The sequence below is a fragment of the Domibacillus mangrovi genome, from assembly GCF_001906925.1.
Taxonomy (GTDB): Bacteria; Bacillota; Bacilli; order Bacillales; family Domibacillaceae; genus Domibacillus; species Domibacillus mangrovi.
Genome location: NZ_MRWQ01000010.1, coordinates 85,900 through 106,741 on the forward strand (window position 1 = coordinate 85,900; position 20,842 = coordinate 106,741).

Consider the following 20,842-nt stretch of genomic DNA (forward strand, 5'->3'; position numbering starts at 1 on the left):
TCACACGATTGAAGAGGGAATCTTCCTTTGGAAAAGATAAAAAGCCTCCGACAGTAAACTGTCGAAGGCCCCATTTTATGTCTTACACCAGTGAACGATTTCCGCTGTCTGTTCTACTGCTTCCACCGCTGCTTCCTGCACAGCTATAATAAAACATGTCGCCGGTCCGGATGATTTTTCTAGATTTAGTCCACATTCAAAAGACTTCCCGGTAATCTGCTCCAGTTCATGGCGAATACCTTTTGATCCAACTGGTATAACCGATTCAACACCTGACATAGAATTGATTTTTTTGAAAATGGCTAAAGAAGCAACATCGTCTGGATTTTCCAGCACTTCGGAACCGACGAGCGGTTTGCCAATAACACCGTACCGTACCGTATTCCTATCAAATTGATCGATATTCCTTATATGCCTGCCTATGATGACGACACCTGTTGCGGACTGATTCATGACAAAATTCGACTCGGTGCTGCCGGTCAATTCAAGAGTACAGCCAATTTCTGATGCCGCCTGTTTAACACCTTCACATAATAACAGCCACGCATCGTCCCCAGAAAAATTATGAATGATCGCCACAAACGGTTCGCCGCCTGCTGCAACGCACTCCATTAGTGCAACACGTGCTGAAAAATAACCAACAGTCTCATATGGAACACGAACGATATCGTCCTGCTTATTCCCAACAGCCCCGCTATTATCTGTAGCGATGATCAGTCCATTCGTTTTAATAACGTCACGCATGCAGACGACCAAACCTCTTTTCAATAGCCTGTGCGAGACGAGGTATTAAAATAGCAGCAATGACTCCGTTAAAAATCGCTGCTACTGTAATTCCCAGTACCACCCCAATATAGAATGGAAGCCCCATAAGTAAAATAAACGGCGCGGGGGAAACAAATCCATTAAAGAGGATAAAAACAGCGACTGCCACCCCTTTACGCCCGGATACGTACAGTTTACCAAACATCCACACAGCGGCTGCCATTTCAAGGGCTACTACGACATGCAGCGGGCCTAGCGGAAGTCCACCGATGAGCGCCGAGACAAGATGACCAAATGCTCCAACTAAAGCGCCGGCAGCTGGGCCCAGTAAAACCGCCGCAATTAATGCTGGAAACGAATCAAGCGCCACGCTTGCAATCGGCGCCGGCACTTTGATCATGCCCCCGACAACCGATAACGCGACAAATAACGCCAGCCAGCTTATTTTTTTCGAGCTCATTCCTTTTCCTCTTTCCGCTTGCCGCCGCGAAACACCTTTGCACTTCTCACATATTCCACATCTTTCACACCTTCACGGAAATTAATGACGCGGGCAATCGCAAAGAAGTAATCAGACAAACGATTCAAATATTTAAGCGTCACCGGGTGAATATCGTCTTCCTGACGCATTAACGCCACAACAAGCCGTTCCGCCCGGCGAGTGACTGTACGTGCCAGATGAGTCACCGCTGATCCTTTTGAACCGCCCGGTAAAATAAACCGTTCTAATTCGGGCGCCTCCGTAATATACACATCGATTTTCTTTTCCATCTCATCAATCGATTCCTGCTGCAGCTTAAATCCACGCTTGCCGTTTACTGTGGCAAGGTCACCGCCGCAGTCAAACAGCTCATGCTGAATCGTTTCCAGATCGGCTAAAATATCTTTAAATTTTGCTGGATCAAGCTCCGTTACCACCATACCGACAACTGAATTCAGTTCATCAACTGTCCCATATGCTTCCACCCGCAAATTGTCTTTCCCAACGCGCCCGCCAATAATGCTCGTGTCGCCTTTATCCCCTGTTCTTGTATACAATCTCATCTTTTTTCCCCCTTTATCATTTCGGCAATACCATACCAGACCGTATCTACCCGGCTTGAGGCCGCTGCTGCATCCTGAAAACACCATCCTGTTGCATCACGCCAGTGTCGATCAAATGCATTCATCGGCACAATACCTTTCATCATATCCGTCCCTATTAACACAACATCTCTTTTTTCTGTTTTCCAATGATCAAGATCCTTTTTAAACAACATGCGCGCTTCAAACGCGGTCTCTGCTTTTTCAAGAAGCATTCTGACATGTCGTTCGATACCTTCTAATACAACAATACCTTCTGTAAAATGAGGCACTTGCTTTTCTTCATAAAACGAATGCCATTGATGATCTACTTTATCTAACGTATAATACTCTTTTACCCATTGTTTTTTTCCATTGAAGGCACCGCCTGTAACGAGATGCATCGCTCACCCCTCCTCATCGCGGAAAGAGAACCGGATAATTCATAGCCTTGTCCGTTATCCGACGTCCAGTCCGAAAATGACTTTTTTTCTGGCGCAAACACCGACAGCAAATGACGAATAACACCACCATGTGTCACGATCGCTGTCCTATGAATATCTTGCTCCGCCATTTCCGTAAGAACCAGCTGAAATTCCTCTTCAACCCGCTCTGCAAATGCAGCATATGAATCTCCACCTGGCACTTGAATCGTATAATCGTTGAGCCAGTCCTGGTAAACCGGCATATGTTCCAGCTCCGCGTGTGTCTTGTTCTCCCATTCCCCGAAATGGAACTCCCTGAACCCATTTTTTTGATGTGGAGTCTGACTCCAAAAAGCACTGGCTGTCTGCACACATCTCGTCAAATCACTGGATACGATCCAGTCATAGTCAGGTACTTGCATTTCACGTAGTGCCATTAATCCTTCCTCTGTCACATTCACATCAGTCCATCCACAAAATTGTTTATTTACATTTGCGTATGTCACACCGTGGCGAAAGAGGCCGATAACCACACGATCATCCATAACAAGAGTTCCGCTCCTTCCTGTGCGGCACCGAGTAAATCACCCGTCACACCACCAAATTCTCTTTCCATGCCTCTCTTAGTTAAGACGAAATACAATCCCGAACAGCTAAGCATCACCCAGAATAACGGAGACATACTATAAATGCTTCCTACAGCTATTATAAACACCGCATATATATATGGAAGCGACTTCGAATAACCTTTTCGAAAAAAATATGCAAGTCCTTCTTCTTTTGCAAGTGGCACGTATTGTAAGAACAAACCTGTCAATAGCTGTGCCACAAATGGAATGAGCAGTACGAACATCGCATTGCCACTCCCTGCTGCAACCGTTTCATAAATGAATAAAAACTTTGCCGATAATAGCAGAACAAGCGCGAGAACACCGAATGCACCAGCGCGTGGATCGTTTAAAATGGTCAATCGACGATCTTTGTCGCGAAACGAAAAATGCGCATCCGCCCAGTCCATCCAACCGTCAAGATGAAGACCTCCTGTAAATGCAATCGGCAAAAGCCAGATGATAAATGCCACAGCCAGCGCTGAAAACGGGAGGTTCCATTCAAGAAACACCCAGAATGCACCGGCATAAAGAATACCTTTTGCAAGACCAAGCACCGGAAACAAGTGAAGTACTGCCCGCAGTTCTGCTTTCTCCATCGGCAGCGTTTTATGAAGTGGCAGTACCGTAAAAAATTGAATAATAATGCCAGCTGCATACAAATAGGCTTTCATAAGGAGGACCCATTCAAAATGGCTTCAAACGTCGGCCAATCAAGATAACGTTCAAGATGATTGGCAATCACATCATACGTTTGATCTCTATTCATATCCAGTGGCGCGCGTTCTGTCAATCCTTTTACTCGGCGGATCTGATTTAGCCAGTCTGCCCGAAACAGATCATTATAAAATAAATGGTGCAAGTACGTGCCGCTCACTTTCCCGTCCGTTGATCTATAGCCCTCTTCATAATCTGCACACACCATAAACGGTTCGCCGCATACCTTCGTTTCGCCAAAATGAATTTCATAGCCCGATAGCGGGATACCACACGCTATTCCTTCTGTTCGAACGACTGTTTTTTCACTTTTAAAAATCGTATGAGCTGGAATGATCCCCATGCCGTATGCTACCGAACCCGTTTCACCTGTATCAGTGCCGTCCGGATCAGAAAGTGTTTGACCCATTAATTGAAATCCGCCGCACAGTCCGGTAACAACACCACCCTCTTTTGCAAAAGAAATAATTCTCTCATCAAGACCCGTTTCTTTTAGAAAAGCAAGATCAGCGAATGCACTTTTCGTCCCCGGAATAATAACAGCATCCGGTGATCCGAACGAATGGGCTGACTGTACCCAGCGTACATTCACATCGTCTTCAAATGCAAACGGTTCAATATCGCTTCCATTTGAAATGTACGGCAGCCGGATGACAGCGATATCAATTGCTGCGTTATGCCGTCTTATATCCTGGATCGACAATGAATCTTCGCCATCAAGCGCATGCCCTGGCAAAAACGGCAGCACCGCCAGCACTGGAATTCCGGTGTACGTTTCAAGCCACGTTTTCCCGTCTTCAAAGAAGCGTGCATCGCCGTGAAACCGATTAACGATAATCCCTTTTACACGTGCACGTTCGTGTTCTTCTAACAGCGTAAGTGTGCCAACGATTGATGCAAACAGTCCGCCACGGTCAATATCGGCGGTCAGTATTACCGGGACATCAGCCAATTCCGCTGTTTTCATATTCACGACTTCCTGTTTTTTCAAATTCATCTCAACCGGGCTTCCAGCACCTTCAATGACAACTATATCGCCAAGTTCACTTACCTCCTGCAATCCCTGCTTGATCGCTGCAATCGCCCGGTCGTAATAATCCGTCCGGTACGCCATCCCCGACATGACTTCGAGCCGTTCACCGAACAAGACAATTTCAGATGCTCCATTTCCCGATGGCTTTAACAAGAGTGGGTTCATGCACGGCTTCGCTTCCAAGCCGGCTGCTTCTGCCTGAAGTCCTTGTGCCCGGCCAATTTCTTTCCCGTCCGCCGTTACATATGAATTGTTTGATACATTTTGTGGTTTAAACGGCACCGGTCTGTAACCTTTTTGGATCAGTAGACGGCAAAGTGCTGTTGCAATAAAACTTTTCCCTGCATCCGACGACGTTCCTTGAATCATGACACCGCGCACGTCATCACCCCTTTCTTCACAACCGGAATACCATGTTCGACAAGCACTGCCAGATCACTTTGTTTCACAATCTTCTGGTGAACCATTCCAAGCACTTTCATATAATCAGCCGTTAAATCAGTCGCCGGCGTTTCATACGACAGCTCATTCGAAACGACGACGACCGTTTGGGCTCTTTTATGAATGTTAAGAATGCCATCCGTAATCCTGACGCCCGCTTCAAACGCCTCTTTATCTTCCCGAAAATATTCACCGGCAAGAAGCGTCGTTACACAGTCAATGAGCACCGTATCTTTCGGTTCAATAGGTATGTCCCCAATATCAACAGACTGTTCAATCGTTGACCACATGTAACCGGAATTTGCCCGGCGCTCGCGGTGATGAAAAATACGTTCATCCATTTCTGCATCCGTCCTAGACCCGCAAGCAACATACAATAGACGCCCTTCTGGATGAATGTGACGAATCGCAATCTGTTCGGAGATGCCGCTTTTTCCGCTCCGGACACCGCCAGAAATAAAGATTAACATTTGTTCCTCCATTCTATGAGCGCATCGATCAGCCGGTTGTTATCTTGCTCTTTTTTTACAGCGGCTCTCAGCCACTTTCCATTTAGTCCATAGAAGTTTTCTGTATGCCGAAGAACGATGCCGCCTTCCATTAAAAAGTGCAGAAGCGGTTTTTGATCATCCAGCTCCGGATCTTTTAACAAATAAAAGTTAACGGAAGAGGGCAAGACGAGATAACCGATCCTTTCAAGCTGTTCTTTCATTCTATTTCGTTCACCGTCAATCATTGTCCTTGTTTTAGACGCATGATGATGATCACCAGCAATGGATTCCGCTACCTGCAGAGCGATCGCATTGACATTCCAATGCGGACGATAGTTTTTCAACTGACGGATAATCGTTTCAGAAGCAATGACATAGCCGATACGCAGACCCGCGATCGCATACATTTTTGTTAATGAGTGCATAACAGCAAGATGCGAGAATTCATTCACGTATTTCGCAAGCGAATCGTCGCTTGCGAAATCGTAAAATGCTTCATCTATAACGATCATAACTTTTGACTGTCTCGTTTTTTCAAGAAGCGAGAGAATGTCCTTTTCATGAAAAGACTGGCCTGTCGGGTTGTTCGGTGTGCATAAGAATATTACAGCGGCATCGACTGCTTTTTCGATGAGTTCATTAACTGGCAACTTCCAATTGTCAATAGATACAGGGACGGATTCAACCGGACAGTTGTAAGCCTCACACGCGTCTTCGTATTCAGAGAAAGCCGGTGTACAGATGACCGCTTTTTGGCCGGCGGCGTGCCGGGCAATGAAATGAATAATTTCTGCTGCACCATTTCCGAGTAAAATCTGTTCATGTGAGACGGTGAACTGTTCCGCGATGGCTGCGACAGCTTTTCGGCCAGTCGGGTCCGGGTAGTCTTCGATTGTATGTAAAAGAGCCGGCCATTTTTCTTTTAACCAGCTCGGCGGACCGAACGGATTTGTATTCACGCTAAAGTCCAGAACATTCCTTGGTTCCGTAACGCCTGATGCTTTATATAAATGGGACGGATTCGCTCCGTGCGATGGCAAATTCATAAACAAACACTCCTGCTAGAAACATAGCCACGAATAAGTACGTGGCCCGTTCCATTAATGTGGCGGCTTCCAAAATGTGTTCAGCACGGCGCTCATGGATTGCTTCTCCCATTCGGGCACGATCTGAGACGATGCCTTTGTACGTATTTAATCCGCCTAGTTCAATTTGTAAAAGGCCAGCCACCGCCGCTTCACACCAGCCGCTATTTGGCGACAGATGCTTTTTCGCATCACGCACGACTATATGCCAGGCGCGGCGGCGAATGTCTGTCCGTTTATCTGCTGCGACAACGAGCAAAAAAGCCGTCAGCCGTGCAGGGATATAATTAACGATATCATCAAAACGTGCCGCCGCTTTACCGAATTGTTCATATGTATCGTTCCGGTAGCCGACCATTGAATCACACGTGTTGACTGCTCTATATAAAAGAGCCGCCGGTCCGCCACCGATCATCGCCCAAAATAATGGGGCGATGACACCATCTGACGTATTTTCAGCAATCGTTTCAACTGCACCGCGTGTGATTTCACCTTCATCGAGGGTATCCGTATCACGCCCGACAATCCACGATAGTTTGCGGCGTGCTTCGTTCATATCTCCATCCTTAAGTGGCTTATAGACATCCATACCCGCTTCTTTTAAACTGCGTGGGGCAATCGATGCCCAGATCATGATCGCTTCGATCATGATCACAGTACCTGGATGTATCCTTGATGCGACATATAAGAGAGTCATCGAAGCGCTTGCCGTGACGACGAGAACGACGATGAGCATCGCGATTCCTTTTTCATAGCGGTATGCACCTTTGTTCCATTTTATGTCCAGCAGCGCAATGAAATGCCCGAACCATTTAACCGGGTGGGGAGCATTTCTTGGATCACCGATCAGACGATCAAGAATAAGTGCAGCAATAATGGCCATAGCATGGGATATCATCGTATTGCCTTTCTGCGGCTACTTTTTTCGAGCGCTTCAGTGACGCTTTCATACACTGCAAGGCCGATCGCAATGCCAAGCGGTGTAATCGATCCGGCAAATTGCTGGTACGCTCCTCGCTGTGTAGCCGCAATTAGTATACTATCGGTTGATGTGCCGGTCGCGATGGTGCCCGTTTCGGGATCACAAACACCCGCATCAGCAAGTGCTTTCGCTTTCGCTTCAGTCGCGGTCATGAGCCCTTGTACAAAAGCTTCTTCCGATAGCTTACCGTTCGCAAATACCCAAATATTGATTGTTCCAGGTTTATTCTTTTCCTTCCAGCTTGTACGCTGTCTCGTCACATCTACAGCGTTGCCGACACCTGCTGTAGTAACGACGAATACCGATACGTCATCCCGAACCTTCCGTCGATATGCCACATCGTCCATTTTCACCGCTGTCATCATACCGACGGTTTCATTTAAGTCAAACCCGCGTTCACGAAAATAATTTGCTGCTTCTTCTTCAAAGTTATCCAGATTGTAGTTTTTATCGACGTGCCGGTTCACAAATGCACTGCGCCATCCCCATCCGGCTCCGATGACACCGGATGATAGGGTCTTTAATGGAACAGGTGGACGAATCGAAATGTAGTCACTGTGCCACTCCAATAATTCTTCACCAATTTCAACCGGCTGCACGTCCGCTCGTGCAGGCAATAAACTCATTTGCGGCTTTGGCACTTCAGGATGCGGCTGTTTTTGCACATCCGTATCATACACGTCATGAATGTGCTGCTCTTTCATAATGTCAGCTGCTGTACCTATTGCATGCACAGCACCGTTTTTCATTAACAAAAGCCGGTCACAGTAAAGCGACGCGAGGTTTAAATCGTGAAAAATTGAAATGACGGTGAGTCCATTCGATGTCATTTGTTTTAATAAATCAAGCAAGTCTTTTTGAAACGATAAATCAAGATGATTGGTCGGTTCATCAAGCAATAAAATTTCTGGTTCCTGTGCCAATGCCTGTGCAAGAAAGACACGCTGCCGCTCGCCGCCTGACAATGCAGATAGCGGCTTATCTGCAAATAAAGACGTTCCCGTTTGATTCATCGCTTCCTGCACAGCCGCTTCATCTTCATCGGTCCACGATTTAAAAAATCCAGTTTGGTGCGCATATCGGCCGAGCGATACCGTTTCTTTCACTGTATAGGCAAACTGACTCGACGTCATTTGCGGAAGCACGGCAACGACACGCGCCAATTCTTTCAGTGCATAAGTTGAAATCGGCTTTTCTTTCACAACAATCGTGCCAGATGCCGGTTTTGTTAACCCGCTGATCATATTCAGCAAGGTCGTTTTCCCGCTCCCGTTCGGCCCGAGAATGCCGAACAATTCCCCCTGTTTAACAGAAAAGGATACGCCGCGGACAATAAGCCCGCTTCCGTATCCTCCTGAAAGCTCGTTCACTTGCAGCATCACGCGACGCCCCCTTTTCGTTTTTTATTTAATAAAATAAGTGCAAATATTGGTGCCCCCACCAGTGACGTAATAACTCCAATCGGAAGCTCGGTCGGTGAAATAATCGTACGAGCGGTTAAATCAGCCATGATTAAAAATCCTGCACCGGTAATCATTGAAAGTGGTAGCAGGTGTCGGTGATCAGGACCGATGAGAATACGAACAAAATGTGGAACGACAAGACCGACAAAACCGATCGTGCCGGACACCGCAACTGCCGCACCTGTTAAGACGGAACCCGCAATCAGGACCATCATTTTTTTTCGTTGAACATTCACACCGAGATATTTCGCTTTTTCTTCACCAAATGACATCGCATTTAATTCTGGTGCCATATACATGAGTAGCAACGCGCCGCCGATAAAAAATGGTGTCATAAGCTGTACATATGGCCATCCGCGCATTGAAACACTACCAAGTAGCCAGTTGATAATCTGCCGTAGCTCTTCGCCAGTGAGCGCAATCATCAATGAAATGAACGAACCAAGAAACGAGCTGAAAATAATGCCTGTTAAAATAATCGTTTCAAGCTTCATTGAACGCTCAATCGTCTGCGCAAACAAAAGCACACAAAAGATCGTTAAAATGGCTGCGGCCACACTGACAACCGGCAGCGTAAATCCACCGAGAAACGGAATCGAGACATGAAAAAACAGCACAAGCACCGCACCCACTGATGCCCCGGAAGAAACACCAAGTGTATACGGATCAGCTAGCGGGTTACGGAGCAGTCCTTGAAAGGCGGCTCCCGCAATCGCCAGTGAAGCCCCAATTAAACCTGCAAGCACCACACGAGGGAACCGGATTTTCCAGACGATATTGTCAATAGATGCGTCCATTGACAGCCCCGTTCCAAATAAATGATGCGCTAAAATCGCAGCAATGTGCCGAAATGGGACGTGTATCGTTCCAACTGCTGTCCCTATAAAGATGGCCGCAATGAGAAACAACAATGCAAAAGCGTAAGCCGTTTTTTTATTGGGCAAAAACGTCTGGGTAGACCGCTTCCGCAATGGATTCAGCTCCTTCTGCAAGACGAGGGCCTGTCCGGCTCGTAATATCGGCATTCACTTCAATGACTTCTTTATTTTTCACTGCATTCACGTTATCCCAGCCTTCGCGCATCAACACGCCATCAACCGCGTTTTCCACGTAAGAGCCGTAATTGAGTAAAATAACATCTGGATTTTTTTCAATTACTGCTTCTTCCGTTACTTGCGGCCATCCTTCTTGATCTACCATTGTATTTTTAACATTAATCAGCTCAAAAACTTCATTTAGAAATGTGCCGTTTCCTGCTGTGTAAAGTGTTGGATCAACTTCAAAAAAGACATTTTTCACGTCTTCATCTTTAATAGAAGCGGCTTTTTTTTCAAGCTCCGCAAAATCCGCTTTTAATTCTTTCACTTCCGTTTCAGCTTCTGCTGTTGTCCCGGTTGCTTGTCCAATTAATTCAAACGAATTATACATTTCATCGATGCTGTCCGCGTTATTAATGACAAGAACATCGATGCCTGCATCGCGAAGCTGCTGAAGACCTGTTTCAGCAGCGGCACCGGCAGAATCATGTGCCAAAACAAGATCCGGCTCAAGGCTGATAATTTTTTCAACGTTAAACTCCATGCCACCGACTTTTTCTTTCGTTTGTACGTCTTCCGGATATGTATCATTATCCGATACACCAACGATTTCTTCGCCAAGACCTAATTCGTACACGATCTCCGTATTACTTGGTACTAATGTGACAATGCGCTTCGGAGCCGCTTCAATTTCGACCTTATTACCATCCGCTCCCGTTACAGTAACCGGGAAACCTCCAGCTGTTCCTGTATTTTCATCTGTCGTTTTCGGCGCGTCCGTTTCCTCCGCACCGCAGCCTGCAAGTAATGCCGCTGATATTCCTAATGCCAGCCATGATTTTTTCATCAATAATTCCTCCTTTTTTTTCAGAAAATAAAAAACACCTCTACGTGATAGAGGTGAGTGAAAGACAGTCAGACCCGTCCGTCACACTACCTATCCGCGTAGGTTGTCAGTGCATCGTTCCAAGGCAGGTCTCCTGGCTCATGTTCATCGCAAAAAACGCCTTCCCGTGTATTTACACAGTGGCTTCGTGTTTTTCACTCCCATTTACAGTGGCGGGACCGCGCTGGAATTTCACCAGCTTCCCTTTTAAGAAACCGCTATTTGCGGGTTCACCTGGATACGTTCGTATATATGTTTCCTGTTACATTTCATTATACATGAAAAAGGATAAAGGTTACACTTTTAGAAAATTCAATATTAACAGAAATTTATATGTTTATTGTGCATGGATAAGTGGTATCTCTTTAGTATATTGCAGAGAATGGAGGCAAATTTATAATGGGTCCCTTAACAGTTTTTATTCTTTTTCTCATTCTTATGGTCATTGGATTCTTTTTTGTTTATTTTCTCCGTAGCTCATTTGATTCCAGCGACTCGAACCGAATTGATAAATTTGCAGACAATCATAACAGCTATTTCAACCATGATTCATCACATGAACAAAAATTATAATGTGACCACCTGTCTATTATAGACAGGTTTTTTATGTAAATCACTTTCCTAAATTGAATTTGGATTGTCTGAAGAAGACTCAGAAAAATATCAAGAAGAGCTCTCGAAAGAAAAAGTACTGCTCATCATAGACGAACAGCCTCCCGATACCTTCTAAATAATTTATTTACTGCTGCTCCTTCTGCACCTGGAAACATTTTATTCCCGAGTGCGGACAGCGGCACAATTTCTTGAATAGAATTCGTGACAAATGCTTCATGAGCTGCATAAACATGTTCTGGACGATACAAGCCTTCTTCTACATTCATACCAGCTTCCTGCGCGATTTTCATAACAAATTGCCGCGTCACACCATCTAAAATACCCGTTTCTAACGCTGGCGTGTACAGCGTGTTTTGTTGCGTCCAAAAGATATTCGATACAACACCTTCTGCCACATCACCATTCTTCGTTAAAAATATCCCTTCCACTTTAGGATCATTTCCAACTTCACGTTTGCCAAAGATATTATTCAAATAATGATGCGACTTCAAACGATAACGGCCTTCTGGGCTGTTCCGGCGCAGTGTTAGCCATTCACCTTTTTTTTCCACAAGTGATTCTGATTCAGCGAGTGGTTTTTGAAAGGCGATTATATTCGGGTTTCGATAAGGCGCTGTCTGTAACCCAATTTCACTGTTACCCGCTGAAACGTTTAATCGAATATAAGCATTTTCCCATCCATTGGCTTCAAAAAGCATCGTTAACATTTTTTCCACAGTGCTTCTATTCAATTGCAAGTCAATATTTAATTCTCTCAAACTTTCATTCAGACGGACGAGATGTTCATCTAATAAAAACGGCTGGCCATTATATGTACGGAACGTTTCAAAAACACCAATTCCGTATAAAAAGCCGTGATCATACGGAGAAATACGGACATCTTCATTTTTAATGATTTCCCCATTTACGTACGTGTACATAACGCGTCTCCATATGTAGATATGAAATTTTGCAGCATCTCTTTCCCGCATTCGGTCATGATTGATTCGGGGTGAAACTGAACGGCTTCAACAGCAAATTCTTTATGACGGATCGCCATAATTTCACCTTCTTCTGTCCAGGCAGATACGTCGAAGCAATCCGGGAACGTTTCGTTTTTGACGATGAGCGAATGATAGCGCGTCGCTCGAAATGGGTTTGGCAAATTTTCAAATACGGTTTTGCCGTCATGAAAAACGAGAGACGTTTTGCCATGCATGAGCCGTTCTGCGCGAATGACTTCACCGCCGAACGCCTGCGCAATCGACTGCTGACCGAGACAAACGCCAAACAACGGAATCTTACCAGCGAATTTCTCGACCGCTTCTATGCTGATGCCCGCCTCGTCCGGCGTGCATGGGCCGGGAGAAATCATCACAAAATCCGGATTCATGTCAGCAATTTGATCCGTTGTCACTTCATCATTGCGACGCACAACGAGTTCATGGCCAAGTTCACCAAGATATTGGACAAGATTGTATGTAAATGAATCGTAATTATCAATCATAAAAATCATTGCGCATCCTCCGCTAGTTCCATCGCTCTTAACATTGCCGCTGCTTTTTTAAGCGACTCTTTATACTCGTATTCTGGTTTAGAATCAATGACAATGCCGGCGCCTGCCTGCACATAGCCATATCCGTTTGCTGCAAGCATCGTCCGGATGACAATATTCAGCTCCATATCGCCGTTATAGCCAATCCAGCCGATCGATCCTGTGTAAATACCCCGTTGCACCGGTTCAAGCTCTTCAATAATTTCCATCGTCCTTACTTTAGGCGCTCCGGTAATCGTGCCGCCAGGGAAGACTGCGTCGATGACATCCGCATTTGTTTTACCTTCAGCGAGTTCACCGCGCACGTTTGAGACGATGTGCATCACATGCGAGTATTTTTCAATGACCATAAATTCATTTACCTCAACCGTGCCATACCGGGACACACGGCCAAGATCATTGCGCTCTAAATCGACAAGCATCACATGTTCCGCCCGCTCTTTTTCATTGTTGATTAGTTCTGCTGCCAGCTGCTCGTCTTCCGTATCATCTTTTCCACGAGAGCGCGTTCCAGCGATCGGGCGTGTCGAAAGCTTCGTTCCGTTTTTTTTCACGAGCAGTTCCGGCGATCCAGATACAATTTGAAAATCAGGTGTTTGAATGTACGCCATATACGGCGAAGGGTTCAATTCACGCAGTTTTGCATAAACAGCAAGCGGTGGTACACCGAGTGCTTTCGACCGGCGCACTGATAAATTGACTTGGAACACATCCCCTGCTGCAATGTATTCACGCACTTGCTCGACAGCATGTTTAAACAGCTCTTCCGGAAACGAGACGTCCGTATCGCCTTCTGATTGAGCAGGCGACCAGCTGATTGGTTCGGCCAAATCAAGCCAGCTGGCGAATAATTCATCCAGTCCCTCTTCTGTTTCACCCATCTTCATGACAAATAATTCGTTCGTTTCATGATCAAATGCCGCCCATTCATCAAACAGCAAAAACTGCACATCGGGAAGGTCAATGTCTTGCTTCGCCATCCTAGGGAGCACTTCAATGAACCGGACGTAATCGTAACTAATCCAGCCAACTGCACCGCCTTGAAAGTCTGGAAGCTCATCTCGTTTCGATATATTGCGCTCGTTTAAAAGCTGGATTAGCATATGAAGCGGGTTCCCTTCAAAAAGCTTCTCTTGTCCTTTTTCTTGCAAAAGAAGTCCTTCAACTGTAGACGTTGCAATGGCTGATGGCTTCATTCCTGCGAAGCTATAGCGGCCGCCGCGGCCGCTTTCAAGTAAGGCATGATACGGTTCGTTTTTCGTCAGTGCTGTATATTGAGTGAAAAATTGATCTTTATTGTAAGTTGTTTTACGGTAAAAAATATTCACGTGGTGCCACCTTTCACAATGTTCTACGTTCATCATAATACGGGCGGCACTTGTTTGGGAATGGTTATTTTACAGCAATGAACCGGTTAACAATAACAGGCAATTCGGCTGGCATGAGTTCTGTCCAGCCATTTAAAACAGCTTCACGTGCATGCTGAGCCATCAGCTGCTGAAACAAAATCGTTGTGAAGCCGGCCGCTTTCAAACGCTCCCAATAACATGGAAGTGTTTCCGCATATGGTAAGTCGGAAGAAGATGGAAGTGACCTTGCTTCGGCGAAATCGACGACGAAACGGCCGCCTTCCTTGAGCACATCGTATGCTTGTGCTGTCCACTGTGCTCCTTCTGCATATCTATGTATCGACAGCGGAGCTGCAACTGTATCAAATTCATTTTGCTTTATTTGTGAAAAGGTAGCTGCAGGCAGGACGATCGCACCAACATCTGAACATCGCGCTGTTAATGTTTCGGAGCCGCCGATAATCATGATTCGCTCTCCTTGTTGCGGTTGAATGGTATTGTATAAATTGCCTAATGTGATTTTCAATTCTTTTTGCTGTTTTATTTTTTCTGCGACTGCCATGGCAAGCCCTCCCTTTTAAAATATAAAAATCCCTCTTCCTGAGAATATGGAAGAGGGTTGCGTCTTTGTATTCCTCTTATCTCTCAGCCGTAACTGCAAGATTTAGCACCGTGCCTAAAAAATAGGTCGGTTGCCGGGTGTCATTGGGCTTGTCCCTCCACCTGCTCTTGATAAGATGTATTAAATTGTCCGTTTATTATGTAAGTTGGATTATGGCACGTTTCATTTTCTCTGTCAACCATGATACAATTTTTCAAAAGAAGCGGAGGCTCGAGAAATGAAAATAGCTTGTTTACAAATAGATATCGCATTCGGTAATCCAGATTTGAACTATGAGCGGGCGGCAGACTGTTTAAAAAAAGCACATGAAGCAGGGTGTGAACTCGCGGTCTTGCCCGAGTTGTGGACGACTGGTTACGACTTAACGCGGCTTGATGAGATCGCTGATACTGGTGCTGCGCGGACAAAAGCATTTTTGTCTGATATAGCTAAAAAATACAAAATGCATATTGTTGGCGGTTCGATTGCAAATGACACGAATGAAGGCGTGAAAAATACGATGGTCATTGTGAATCATCACGGTGAGATTGTAAAAGAGTACAGCAAATTGCATTTATTCCGATTGATGAACGAAGAGAAGTATTTGACTGCCGGCAATACGGATGGACTGTTTGAGCTGGACGGCGAGAAAATGGCCGGGTTCATTTGTTACGACATTCGGTTCCCTGAATGGTTCCGAAAGCATGTCTTAAACGGCGCACGCGTGCTGTTTGTGCCGGCCGAGTGGCCACTCGCCCGTGTCGATCATTGGCGCACATTGTTAATTGCCCGGGCAATTGAAAACCAGGCGTATGTCGTTGCATGCAACCGCACTGGCTCTGATCCAAATAATCAGTTCGCCGGGCATTCAATCATTGTCGGGCCGTGGGGCGAAGTGATTGCAGAAGCAGGTAAAGAGGAAGAATTGTTAATTGGCGATATTAACTTTAATGCGATTGACGAAATTCGGAGCCGCATTCCCGTATTTGAAGACAGACTCGATTCATTTTACTAATTATTGAGCGCCCCGCTCTGTGTCGGCGGCGCTTTTCTGATTGATTGATCACCTGCCATCATTTTAGCACTTACAATCATTTCTGACCGTTTGTTTATCCTAATTTATGCACTCATACCGATATAGCAATGGTTAAAACAAGCGATGCCCTGCCGCAACATTTTTGTCAGTACTCCTCTATACATCAAAAAAACCTGTCCATCAGCTATGGACAGGTTTTCGAGTCTTACCCTTTCATTTCCACTCGTATGGCGTCTCCTGATAGACGTAGTAGTTAAGCCAATTATAGTAAAGTAAATGCGCGTGCGAGCGCCATTTGTTTGGTGGGCGTTTTGATGCATCATTATCCGGAAAGTAGTTTTCAGGCATCGCGATATCGACACCTTTAGCACAGTCTCTCTCATATTCTTCTGCAAGCGTAGTCGCGTCATACTCCAAATGGCCAGTGATCATAATATTGCGTGCATCTCTTGACATCATGAGGAGCGGTCCGGCTTCCGGTGACGATGCGAGCAAAACCAAGTCTTCATGGGCTTCGATTGCCTCCTGGCTCACATCTGTGTAGCGCGATACAGGCGAGTAAAATTCGTCATCAAAACCACGCAACAATTTAATGGTCGGGTCAGTAATCGTGTGTTTATATATACCAAAACATTTTCCCGGCAGTTCAAATTTATCAATACCATAATGATGATACAGCGCAGCCTGGGCACCCCAGCAAATATGCAGTGTCGATGTGACATTTGTTTTTGCCCAATCCATAATCTCCTGTAGTTCCGGCCAATAGTTAACCTTTTCAAAATCCATCAGCTCAATCGGCGCGCCAGTAATGATCAGCCCGTCATAACGGCGGCTTTTCACTTCTTCTAGTGTCGTATAAAATTGCTCAAGATGTGATTTGCTTACGTTTTTTGACTCGTATGTCGCTGTATATAAAAACGAAACATTTACTTGCAGCGGTGTATTGCCCAGCAATCGCAGCAAATGGGCTTCCGTTTTTTCTTTTTCAGGCATTAAGTTCAAAATAAGTATATTGAGCGGGCGGATATCCTGCATCCGAGCACGATCCGCGTCCATTATGAAAATATTCTCTTTTTCAAGAACCTCGCGTGCCGGCAGCTGATATGGTATGTTAATCGGCATTTAGTTTCCCCCCTGGTTTGCATTTTCATTATATATAAGCGAAGACGCCTGTTCATCAAAATACACACTCGGATGGCACAAAGACTAAAAGTAAGACGTTAATCGTACTGCCTTTATAATTCACATCGCGAGAGTCTCGAACCGAAAGCGCCCCCAGCTAGACATTAATAATTATAGGCACCTTTCCTGAAAAAAAACAACCGTTCCTAATTATTATTTTTCAATAATTTTTAGGAACGGTTGTTGCTCATTCAAGATGTTCTGCCTTGATCTGCTGGATCAGTCCCCATTTCTTTTCCTGATTCTTCTTTACCCGTTTTTGACCTTGTGTTAGAGGCACCTAAAGAGGCTTATTTTCAGGCTCTTTCCATTAATTAAGTGTCATGAGCTACATTTTTAGAATGCCATAAAGTGAGACTTCATTCAGTGGGAGTTAGGTTCACACGATGTGAATCATGCAGACGTTGTCACAGGACGTGAAGTTCTTAGTCTGCCTTCCTCTTAGCCCCCACTGAATAAACAGGAACTCATGTAAAGAACGCCGCGTCCTGCGGCAATACCTGAGTGACCAGGCTCTGCCTGGCCCGAACCAATCGGGCTTTTACGGACAGTTGATCCCCCGCTTATCCTTCTTTTCTTTTCGATGTCTTGAAGCGAGGGTCTTACTGCTCGTTAATGCGGGATAAACAATTCAGGAATAGAAACAACAAGCACTCCTAAATAATTAAGTAAAATTCATAAAGAAAATAAACGATTAAAACAAGAAGTTGAAATTCTCAAACGAGCGATGTCTATTATGTCTGCTAAATAGTAAGCATCTTCACATTTACCAACTTAAAACTATGGTATATTAGACGGTACATAGTCAGTAAAGGAGTTCGAACAAATGGCAAAAAGTGTAGTAATCGCTGAGAAACCCTCGGTTGCACGTGATATTGCAAATGTATTGAAATGTACGAAAAAAGGCAATGGATTTTTAGAAGGCGATAAATACATCGTTACGTGGGCATTAGGACATTTAGTAACGCTAGCAGATCCAGAGGCTTACGATAATAAATACAAAACATGGAATTTAGAAGATCTTCCAATGCTTCCGGAACGCATGAAGTTAGTTGTAATGAAACAAACTGGAAAACAGTTTAACTCCGTTAAAAGTCAGCTCATTAGAAGTGATGTTAACGAAATAATTGTGGCTACTGATGCAGGAAGAGAGGGAGAATTAGTCGCACGCTGGATTATTGAAAAAGCAAAAGTAAATAAACCGATTAAACGTTTATGGATTTCATCTGTAACTGATAAAGCAATAAAAGATGGCTTCGCAAGCCTGAAACCCGGAAAAGCATACGACAATTTATATGCATCGGCCGTAGCACGGTCTGAAGCTGACTGGTATATCGGATTAAACGCAACACGAGCTCTAACAACACGCTTTAACGCACAGTTAAATTGTGGGCGTGTGCAGACACCTACAGTGGCAATTATTGCACAGCGCGAAGAAGAAATTAAACATTTTAAAGCACAAACTTATTATGGCATCGAAGCACAAACAGCAGATAATTTAAAGCTGACGTGGCAAGACGCAAAAGGCAACAGCCGTAATTTCGAAAAAGAAAAAGTCGATAACATTGTTAAAAAGATTAAAAGTGTTGATGCATTAATCACAGAAATCGATAAAAAGAAAAAAAAATCATTTGCGCCTGGTCTTTACGATTTGACAGAACTGCAACGTGATGCGAATAAAATTTTTGGTTACTCAGCGAAAGAAACGTTAAACATTATGCAAAAACTATATGAACAGCACAAAGTATTAACGTATCCTCGTACAGATTCACGCTATATCTCTTCAGACATCGTAGGAACGCTTTCAGAGCGCCTTAAAGCCTGTGGTGCAGGAGAATATCGTTCCTTAGCTAACAAGATCTTAAACAAGCCTATAAAAGCTTCTAAAGCCTTCGTTGATGACAGTAAAGTATCAGATCATCACGCTATTATTCCAACAGAAGATTACGTAAACTTTTCAGCTTTTACGGACAAAGAACGCAAAATTTATGATTTAGTCGTTAAACGGTTCTTAGCTGTTTTACTCCCACCATTTGAATATGAGCAATTAACGCTTCGTGCAAAAATTGGCCTTGAGAACTTTGTTGCTAGAGGGAAAACTATTTTATCGAATGGCTGGAAAGAAGCATATGAAAATCGATTTGAGGATGACGATACAGAAAGCGACTTGAAAGAACAAATTTTACCTAGTATCGAACATGGCGATAAATTAAATGTAAAATTAATTGTACAAACCTCAGGTCAAACAAAGCCTCCTGCACGCTTTAATGAGGCATCATTACTTTCGGCAATGGAAAACCCTACGAAGTACATGGACACGCAAAATAAACAGCTTGCCGCCACGTTAAAATCAACTGGTGGATTAGGTACTGTAGCAACGCGTGCTGACATTATTGAAAAGTTATTTAACTCGTTCTTAATTGAAAAACGTGGGAAAGATATTCATATTACGTCAAAAGGGCGTCAGCTACTTGATCTCGTTCCAGAAGAATTAAAATCCCCTACGTTAACAGCTGAATGGGAGCAAAAGCTTGAAGCCATTGCAAATGGCAAGCTGAAAAAAGAAGTATTTATTTCTGAAATGAAGAATTACACAAAAAAAATCGTTGCTGACATTAAAGCAAGTGATAAAAAATACAAACATGACAATATTTCAACGAAATCTTGTCCGGACTGTGGAAAACCAATGCTTGAAGTGAACGGAAAAAAAGGCAAAATGCTTGTATGCCAGGATCGCGAATGTGGTCACCGTAAAAATGTCGCACGCATCACAAACGCTCGCTGTCCTCAATGCAAAAAGAAAATGGAACTTCGCGGTGAAGGTGCAGGTCAAATTTTCGCATGTAAATGTGGATACCGCGAGAAATTATCTGCCTTTGAAGCAAGACGTAAGAAAGAATCTGGCGGAAAAGTGGATAAACGTTCTGTACAAAAATATTTAAAACAACAAGAGAAACAAGAAGAACCTTTAAACAATGCACTAGCAGAAGCATTAAAAGGATTAAAATTTGATTAAGTGAACTACCCGCCACTTAGCTAACGCTTGAAATGGGGCTTCTCGCTTCCACGAACATTGCTTATCAGATAAGTCTTATACGTTCTCCACGAGCGTAAATTCGGGGCATTCCGACCCTAATGATAACGAAATGTTTTCGATACCTTGGATATTTTACGTATGCGAGGGGCTTGGTTTTCGCTCTCATTTCCGCATACAACCTCATATATCCAGTTGTCAAAGAACATTATGGTGATAGTATAGCGCATTTGTTTCAATTATGGATTATTTTGGCTTACGCCAACAGAAATTCATCTCCCACCTACTCATTGGGCTACGCCCTTCACATTCCTTGAGGATGGGAGACTGCTTTCGGAAATCCGTTAAAATGAACCCCCTCGAATTAATAACATTCAAGGGGTTCATTGCTTTTAGTTATGAAAAGGATAATTTTCCACTATTGAAATGCTATGATTAAGCCTCTGAAAAATCCCCAAAAAATGGCTCGAAACAAACATAATAAACATCTCAATTT

20 protein-coding genes and 2 riboswitches are annotated in these 20,842 nt (G+C 44.3%); of the genes, 2 read left to right on the forward strand and 18 right to left on the reverse strand.

Annotated elements, in window-relative coordinates:
- Positions 1–75 precede the first annotated feature (75 nt).
- From BLL40_RS11935 to BLL40_RS12015, 17 genes are all read right to left on the reverse strand, one after another.
- Positions 76–744, reverse strand: a complete 669-nt coding sequence (locus BLL40_RS11935; protein ID WP_073712133.1) for a hypothetical protein — start codon at positions 742–744, stop codon at positions 76–78.
- Positions 737–1,225 (reverse strand): ECF transporter S component, encoded by a 489-nt coding sequence (locus BLL40_RS11940; protein WP_073712134.1) that lies wholly within the window; start codon positions 1,223–1,225, stop codon positions 737–739. The genes BLL40_RS11935 and BLL40_RS11940 overlap by 8 nt, the downstream gene beginning before the upstream one ends.
- Positions 1,222–1,809: a cob(I)yrinic acid a,c-diamide adenosyltransferase gene (locus tag BLL40_RS11945; protein WP_073712135.1), complete on the reverse strand. Its 588-nt coding sequence runs from the start codon at positions 1,807–1,809 to the stop codon at positions 1,222–1,224. Before BLL40_RS11945 ends, BLL40_RS11940 begins: the two co-directional genes overlap by 4 nt.
- Entirely contained in the window at positions 1,806–2,231 is a 426-nt protein-coding gene (locus tag BLL40_RS11950; protein ID WP_073712136.1) for a bifunctional adenosylcobinamide kinase/adenosylcobinamide-phosphate guanylyltransferase, read from the reverse strand. Before BLL40_RS11950 ends, BLL40_RS11945 begins: the two co-directional genes overlap by 4 nt.
- The gene (locus BLL40_RS11955; protein WP_073712137.1) at positions 2,183–2,797 is read right to left on the reverse strand and encodes a histidine phosphatase family protein; all 615 of its coding nucleotides are present in this window, start codon (positions 2,795–2,797) and stop codon (positions 2,183–2,185) included. The genes BLL40_RS11950 and BLL40_RS11955 overlap by 49 nt, the downstream gene beginning before the upstream one ends.
- On the reverse strand, positions 2,755–3,534 hold the full coding sequence (locus tag BLL40_RS11960; protein WP_073712138.1) for an adenosylcobinamide-GDP ribazoletransferase: 780 nt from the start codon (positions 3,532–3,534) through the stop codon (positions 2,755–2,757). Before BLL40_RS11960 ends, BLL40_RS11955 begins: the two co-directional genes overlap by 43 nt.
- Entirely contained in the window at positions 3,531–4,991 is a 1,461-nt protein-coding gene (locus tag BLL40_RS11965) for a cobyric acid synthase (protein ID WP_073712139.1), read from the reverse strand. The genes BLL40_RS11960 and BLL40_RS11965 overlap by 4 nt, the downstream gene beginning before the upstream one ends.
- Positions 4,976–5,521, reverse strand: a complete 546-nt coding sequence (locus BLL40_RS11970; protein WP_073712140.1) for a bifunctional adenosylcobinamide kinase/adenosylcobinamide-phosphate guanylyltransferase — start codon at positions 5,519–5,521, stop codon at positions 4,976–4,978. The genes BLL40_RS11965 and BLL40_RS11970 overlap by 16 nt, the downstream gene beginning before the upstream one ends.
- Positions 5,515–6,588: a threonine-phosphate decarboxylase CobD gene (gene cobD / locus BLL40_RS11975; RefSeq protein ID WP_073712141.1), complete on the reverse strand. Its 1,074-nt coding sequence runs from the start codon at positions 6,586–6,588 to the stop codon at positions 5,515–5,517. The genes BLL40_RS11970 and cobD overlap by 7 nt, the downstream gene beginning before the upstream one ends.
- Complete coding sequence (cbiB, locus tag BLL40_RS11980; protein ID WP_073712142.1) at positions 6,545–7,525, reverse strand: adenosylcobinamide-phosphate synthase CbiB; 981 nt, start codon at positions 7,523–7,525, stop codon at positions 6,545–6,547. The genes cobD and cbiB overlap by 44 nt, the downstream gene beginning before the upstream one ends.
- On the reverse strand, positions 7,522–8,988 hold the full coding sequence (locus tag BLL40_RS11985) for an adenosylcobinamide amidohydrolase (protein ID WP_073712143.1): 1,467 nt from the start codon (positions 8,986–8,988) through the stop codon (positions 7,522–7,524). Before BLL40_RS11985 ends, cbiB begins: the two co-directional genes overlap by 4 nt.
- Positions 8,988–10,043: a FecCD family ABC transporter permease gene (locus BLL40_RS11990; RefSeq protein ID WP_073712144.1), complete on the reverse strand. Its 1,056-nt coding sequence runs from the start codon at positions 10,041–10,043 to the stop codon at positions 8,988–8,990. The genes BLL40_RS11985 and BLL40_RS11990 overlap by 1 nt, the downstream gene beginning before the upstream one ends.
- Entirely contained in the window at positions 10,006–10,956 is a 951-nt protein-coding gene (locus BLL40_RS11995; RefSeq protein ID WP_073712145.1) for an ABC transporter substrate-binding protein, read from the reverse strand. Before BLL40_RS11995 ends, BLL40_RS11990 begins: the two co-directional genes overlap by 38 nt.
- Before the next feature lie 106 nt (positions 10,957–11,062).
- Positions 11,063–11,248: riboswitch (cobalamin riboswitch) on the reverse strand.
- Between the two features lie 445 nt (positions 11,249–11,693).
- Positions 11,694–12,530 carry an aminodeoxychorismate lyase gene (pabC, locus tag BLL40_RS12000; protein ID WP_073712146.1) on the reverse strand — a complete coding sequence of 279 codons (837 nt, stop codon included), beginning with the start codon at positions 12,528–12,530 and terminating at the stop codon, positions 11,694–11,696.
- Positions 12,515–13,105 carry an aminodeoxychorismate/anthranilate synthase component II gene (gene pabA / locus BLL40_RS12005; protein ID WP_073712147.1) on the reverse strand — a complete coding sequence of 197 codons (591 nt, stop codon included), beginning with the start codon at positions 13,103–13,105 and terminating at the stop codon, positions 12,515–12,517. Before pabA ends, pabC begins: the two co-directional genes overlap by 16 nt.
- Entirely contained in the window at positions 13,102–14,472 is a 1,371-nt protein-coding gene (locus BLL40_RS12010) for an anthranilate synthase component I family protein (RefSeq protein ID WP_073712148.1), read from the reverse strand. The genes pabA and BLL40_RS12010 overlap by 4 nt, the downstream gene beginning before the upstream one ends.
- 64 nt (positions 14,473–14,536) lie before the next feature.
- Complete coding sequence (locus BLL40_RS12015) at positions 14,537–15,055, reverse strand: class I SAM-dependent methyltransferase (RefSeq protein ID WP_073712149.1); 519 nt, start codon at positions 15,053–15,055, stop codon at positions 14,537–14,539.
- Positions 15,056–15,128: 73 nt separating this feature from the next.
- Positions 15,129–15,232: riboswitch (SAM riboswitch) on the reverse strand.
- Positions 15,233–15,332: 100 nt separating this feature from the next.
- Between BLL40_RS12015 and BLL40_RS12020 the strand changes: the two genes are divergently transcribed.
- The gene (locus BLL40_RS12020; protein WP_073712150.1) at positions 15,333–16,109 is read left to right on the forward strand and encodes a carbon-nitrogen family hydrolase; all 777 of its coding nucleotides are present in this window, start codon (positions 15,333–15,335) and stop codon (positions 16,107–16,109) included.
- Between the two features lie 234 nt (positions 16,110–16,343).
- Here the strand turns inward: BLL40_RS12020 and metA are convergent, their stop codons facing one another.
- Positions 16,344–17,252 (reverse strand): homoserine O-acetyltransferase MetA, encoded by a 909-nt coding sequence (gene metA, locus BLL40_RS12025; protein ID WP_073712151.1) that lies wholly within the window; start codon positions 17,250–17,252, stop codon positions 16,344–16,346.
- Between the two features lie 886 nt (positions 17,253–18,138).
- Here metA and BLL40_RS12030 point away from each other — a divergent pair.
- Entirely contained in the window at positions 18,139–20,328 is a 2,190-nt protein-coding gene (locus BLL40_RS12030) for a DNA topoisomerase III (RefSeq protein WP_073712152.1), read from the forward strand.
- Positions 20,329–20,842 lie beyond the last annotated feature (514 nt).

Excerpts from the sequence above, each read along its gene's own strand:
- BLL40_RS11985 (WP_073712143.1), bottom strand. The coding sequence starts at position 8,988 with ATGCTGCAAGTGAACGAGCTTTCAGGAGGATACGGAAGCGGGCTTATT.
- BLL40_RS12030 (WP_073712152.1), top strand. The coding sequence starts at position 18,139 with ATGGCAAAAAGTGTAGTAATCGCTGAGAAACCCTCGGTTGCACGTGAT.
- BLL40_RS12020 (WP_073712150.1), top strand. The coding sequence starts at position 15,333 with ATGAAAATAGCTTGTTTACAAATAGATATCGCATTCGGTAATCCAGAT.
- pabA (WP_073712147.1), bottom strand. The coding sequence starts at position 13,105 with ATGATTTTTATGATTGATAATTACGATTCATTTACATACAATCTTGTC.
- BLL40_RS11955 (WP_073712137.1), bottom strand. The coding sequence starts at position 2,797 with ATGGATGATCGTGTGGTTATCGGCCTCTTTCGCCACGGTGTGACATAC.
- BLL40_RS11995 (WP_073712145.1), bottom strand. The coding sequence starts at position 10,956 with ATGAAAAAATCATGGCTGGCATTAGGAATATCAGCGGCATTACTTGCA.
- BLL40_RS11935 (WP_073712133.1), bottom strand. The coding sequence starts at position 744 with ATGCGTGACGTTATTAAAACGAATGGACTGATCATCGCTACAGATAAT.
- metA (WP_073712151.1), bottom strand. The coding sequence starts at position 17,252 with ATGCCGATTAACATACCATATCAGCTGCCGGCACGCGAGGTTCTTGAA.
- BLL40_RS11940 (WP_073712134.1), bottom strand. The coding sequence starts at position 1,225 with ATGAGCTCGAAAAAAATAAGCTGGCTGGCGTTATTTGTCGCGTTATCG.
- BLL40_RS11950 (WP_073712136.1), bottom strand. The coding sequence starts at position 2,231 with ATGCATCTCGTTACAGGCGGTGCCTTCAATGGAAAAAAACAATGGGTA.
- BLL40_RS11945 (WP_073712135.1), bottom strand. The coding sequence starts at position 1,809 with ATGAGATTGTATACAAGAACAGGGGATAAAGGCGACACGAGCATTATT.
- pabC (WP_073712146.1), bottom strand. The coding sequence starts at position 12,530 with ATGTACACGTACGTAAATGGGGAAATCATTAAAAATGAAGATGTCCGT.
- BLL40_RS12015 (WP_073712149.1), bottom strand. The coding sequence starts at position 15,055 with ATGGCAGTCGCAGAAAAAATAAAACAGCAAAAAGAATTGAAAATCACA.
- BLL40_RS11960 (WP_073712138.1), bottom strand. The coding sequence starts at position 3,534 with ATGAAAGCCTATTTGTATGCAGCTGGCATTATTATTCAATTTTTTACG.
- BLL40_RS11970 (WP_073712140.1), bottom strand. The coding sequence starts at position 5,521 with ATGTTAATCTTTATTTCTGGCGGTGTCCGGAGCGGAAAAAGCGGCATC.
- cobD (WP_073712141.1), bottom strand. The coding sequence starts at position 6,588 with ATGAATTTGCCATCGCACGGAGCGAATCCGTCCCATTTATATAAAGCA.
- cbiB (WP_073712142.1), bottom strand. The coding sequence starts at position 7,525 with ATGATATCCCATGCTATGGCCATTATTGCTGCACTTATTCTTGATCGT.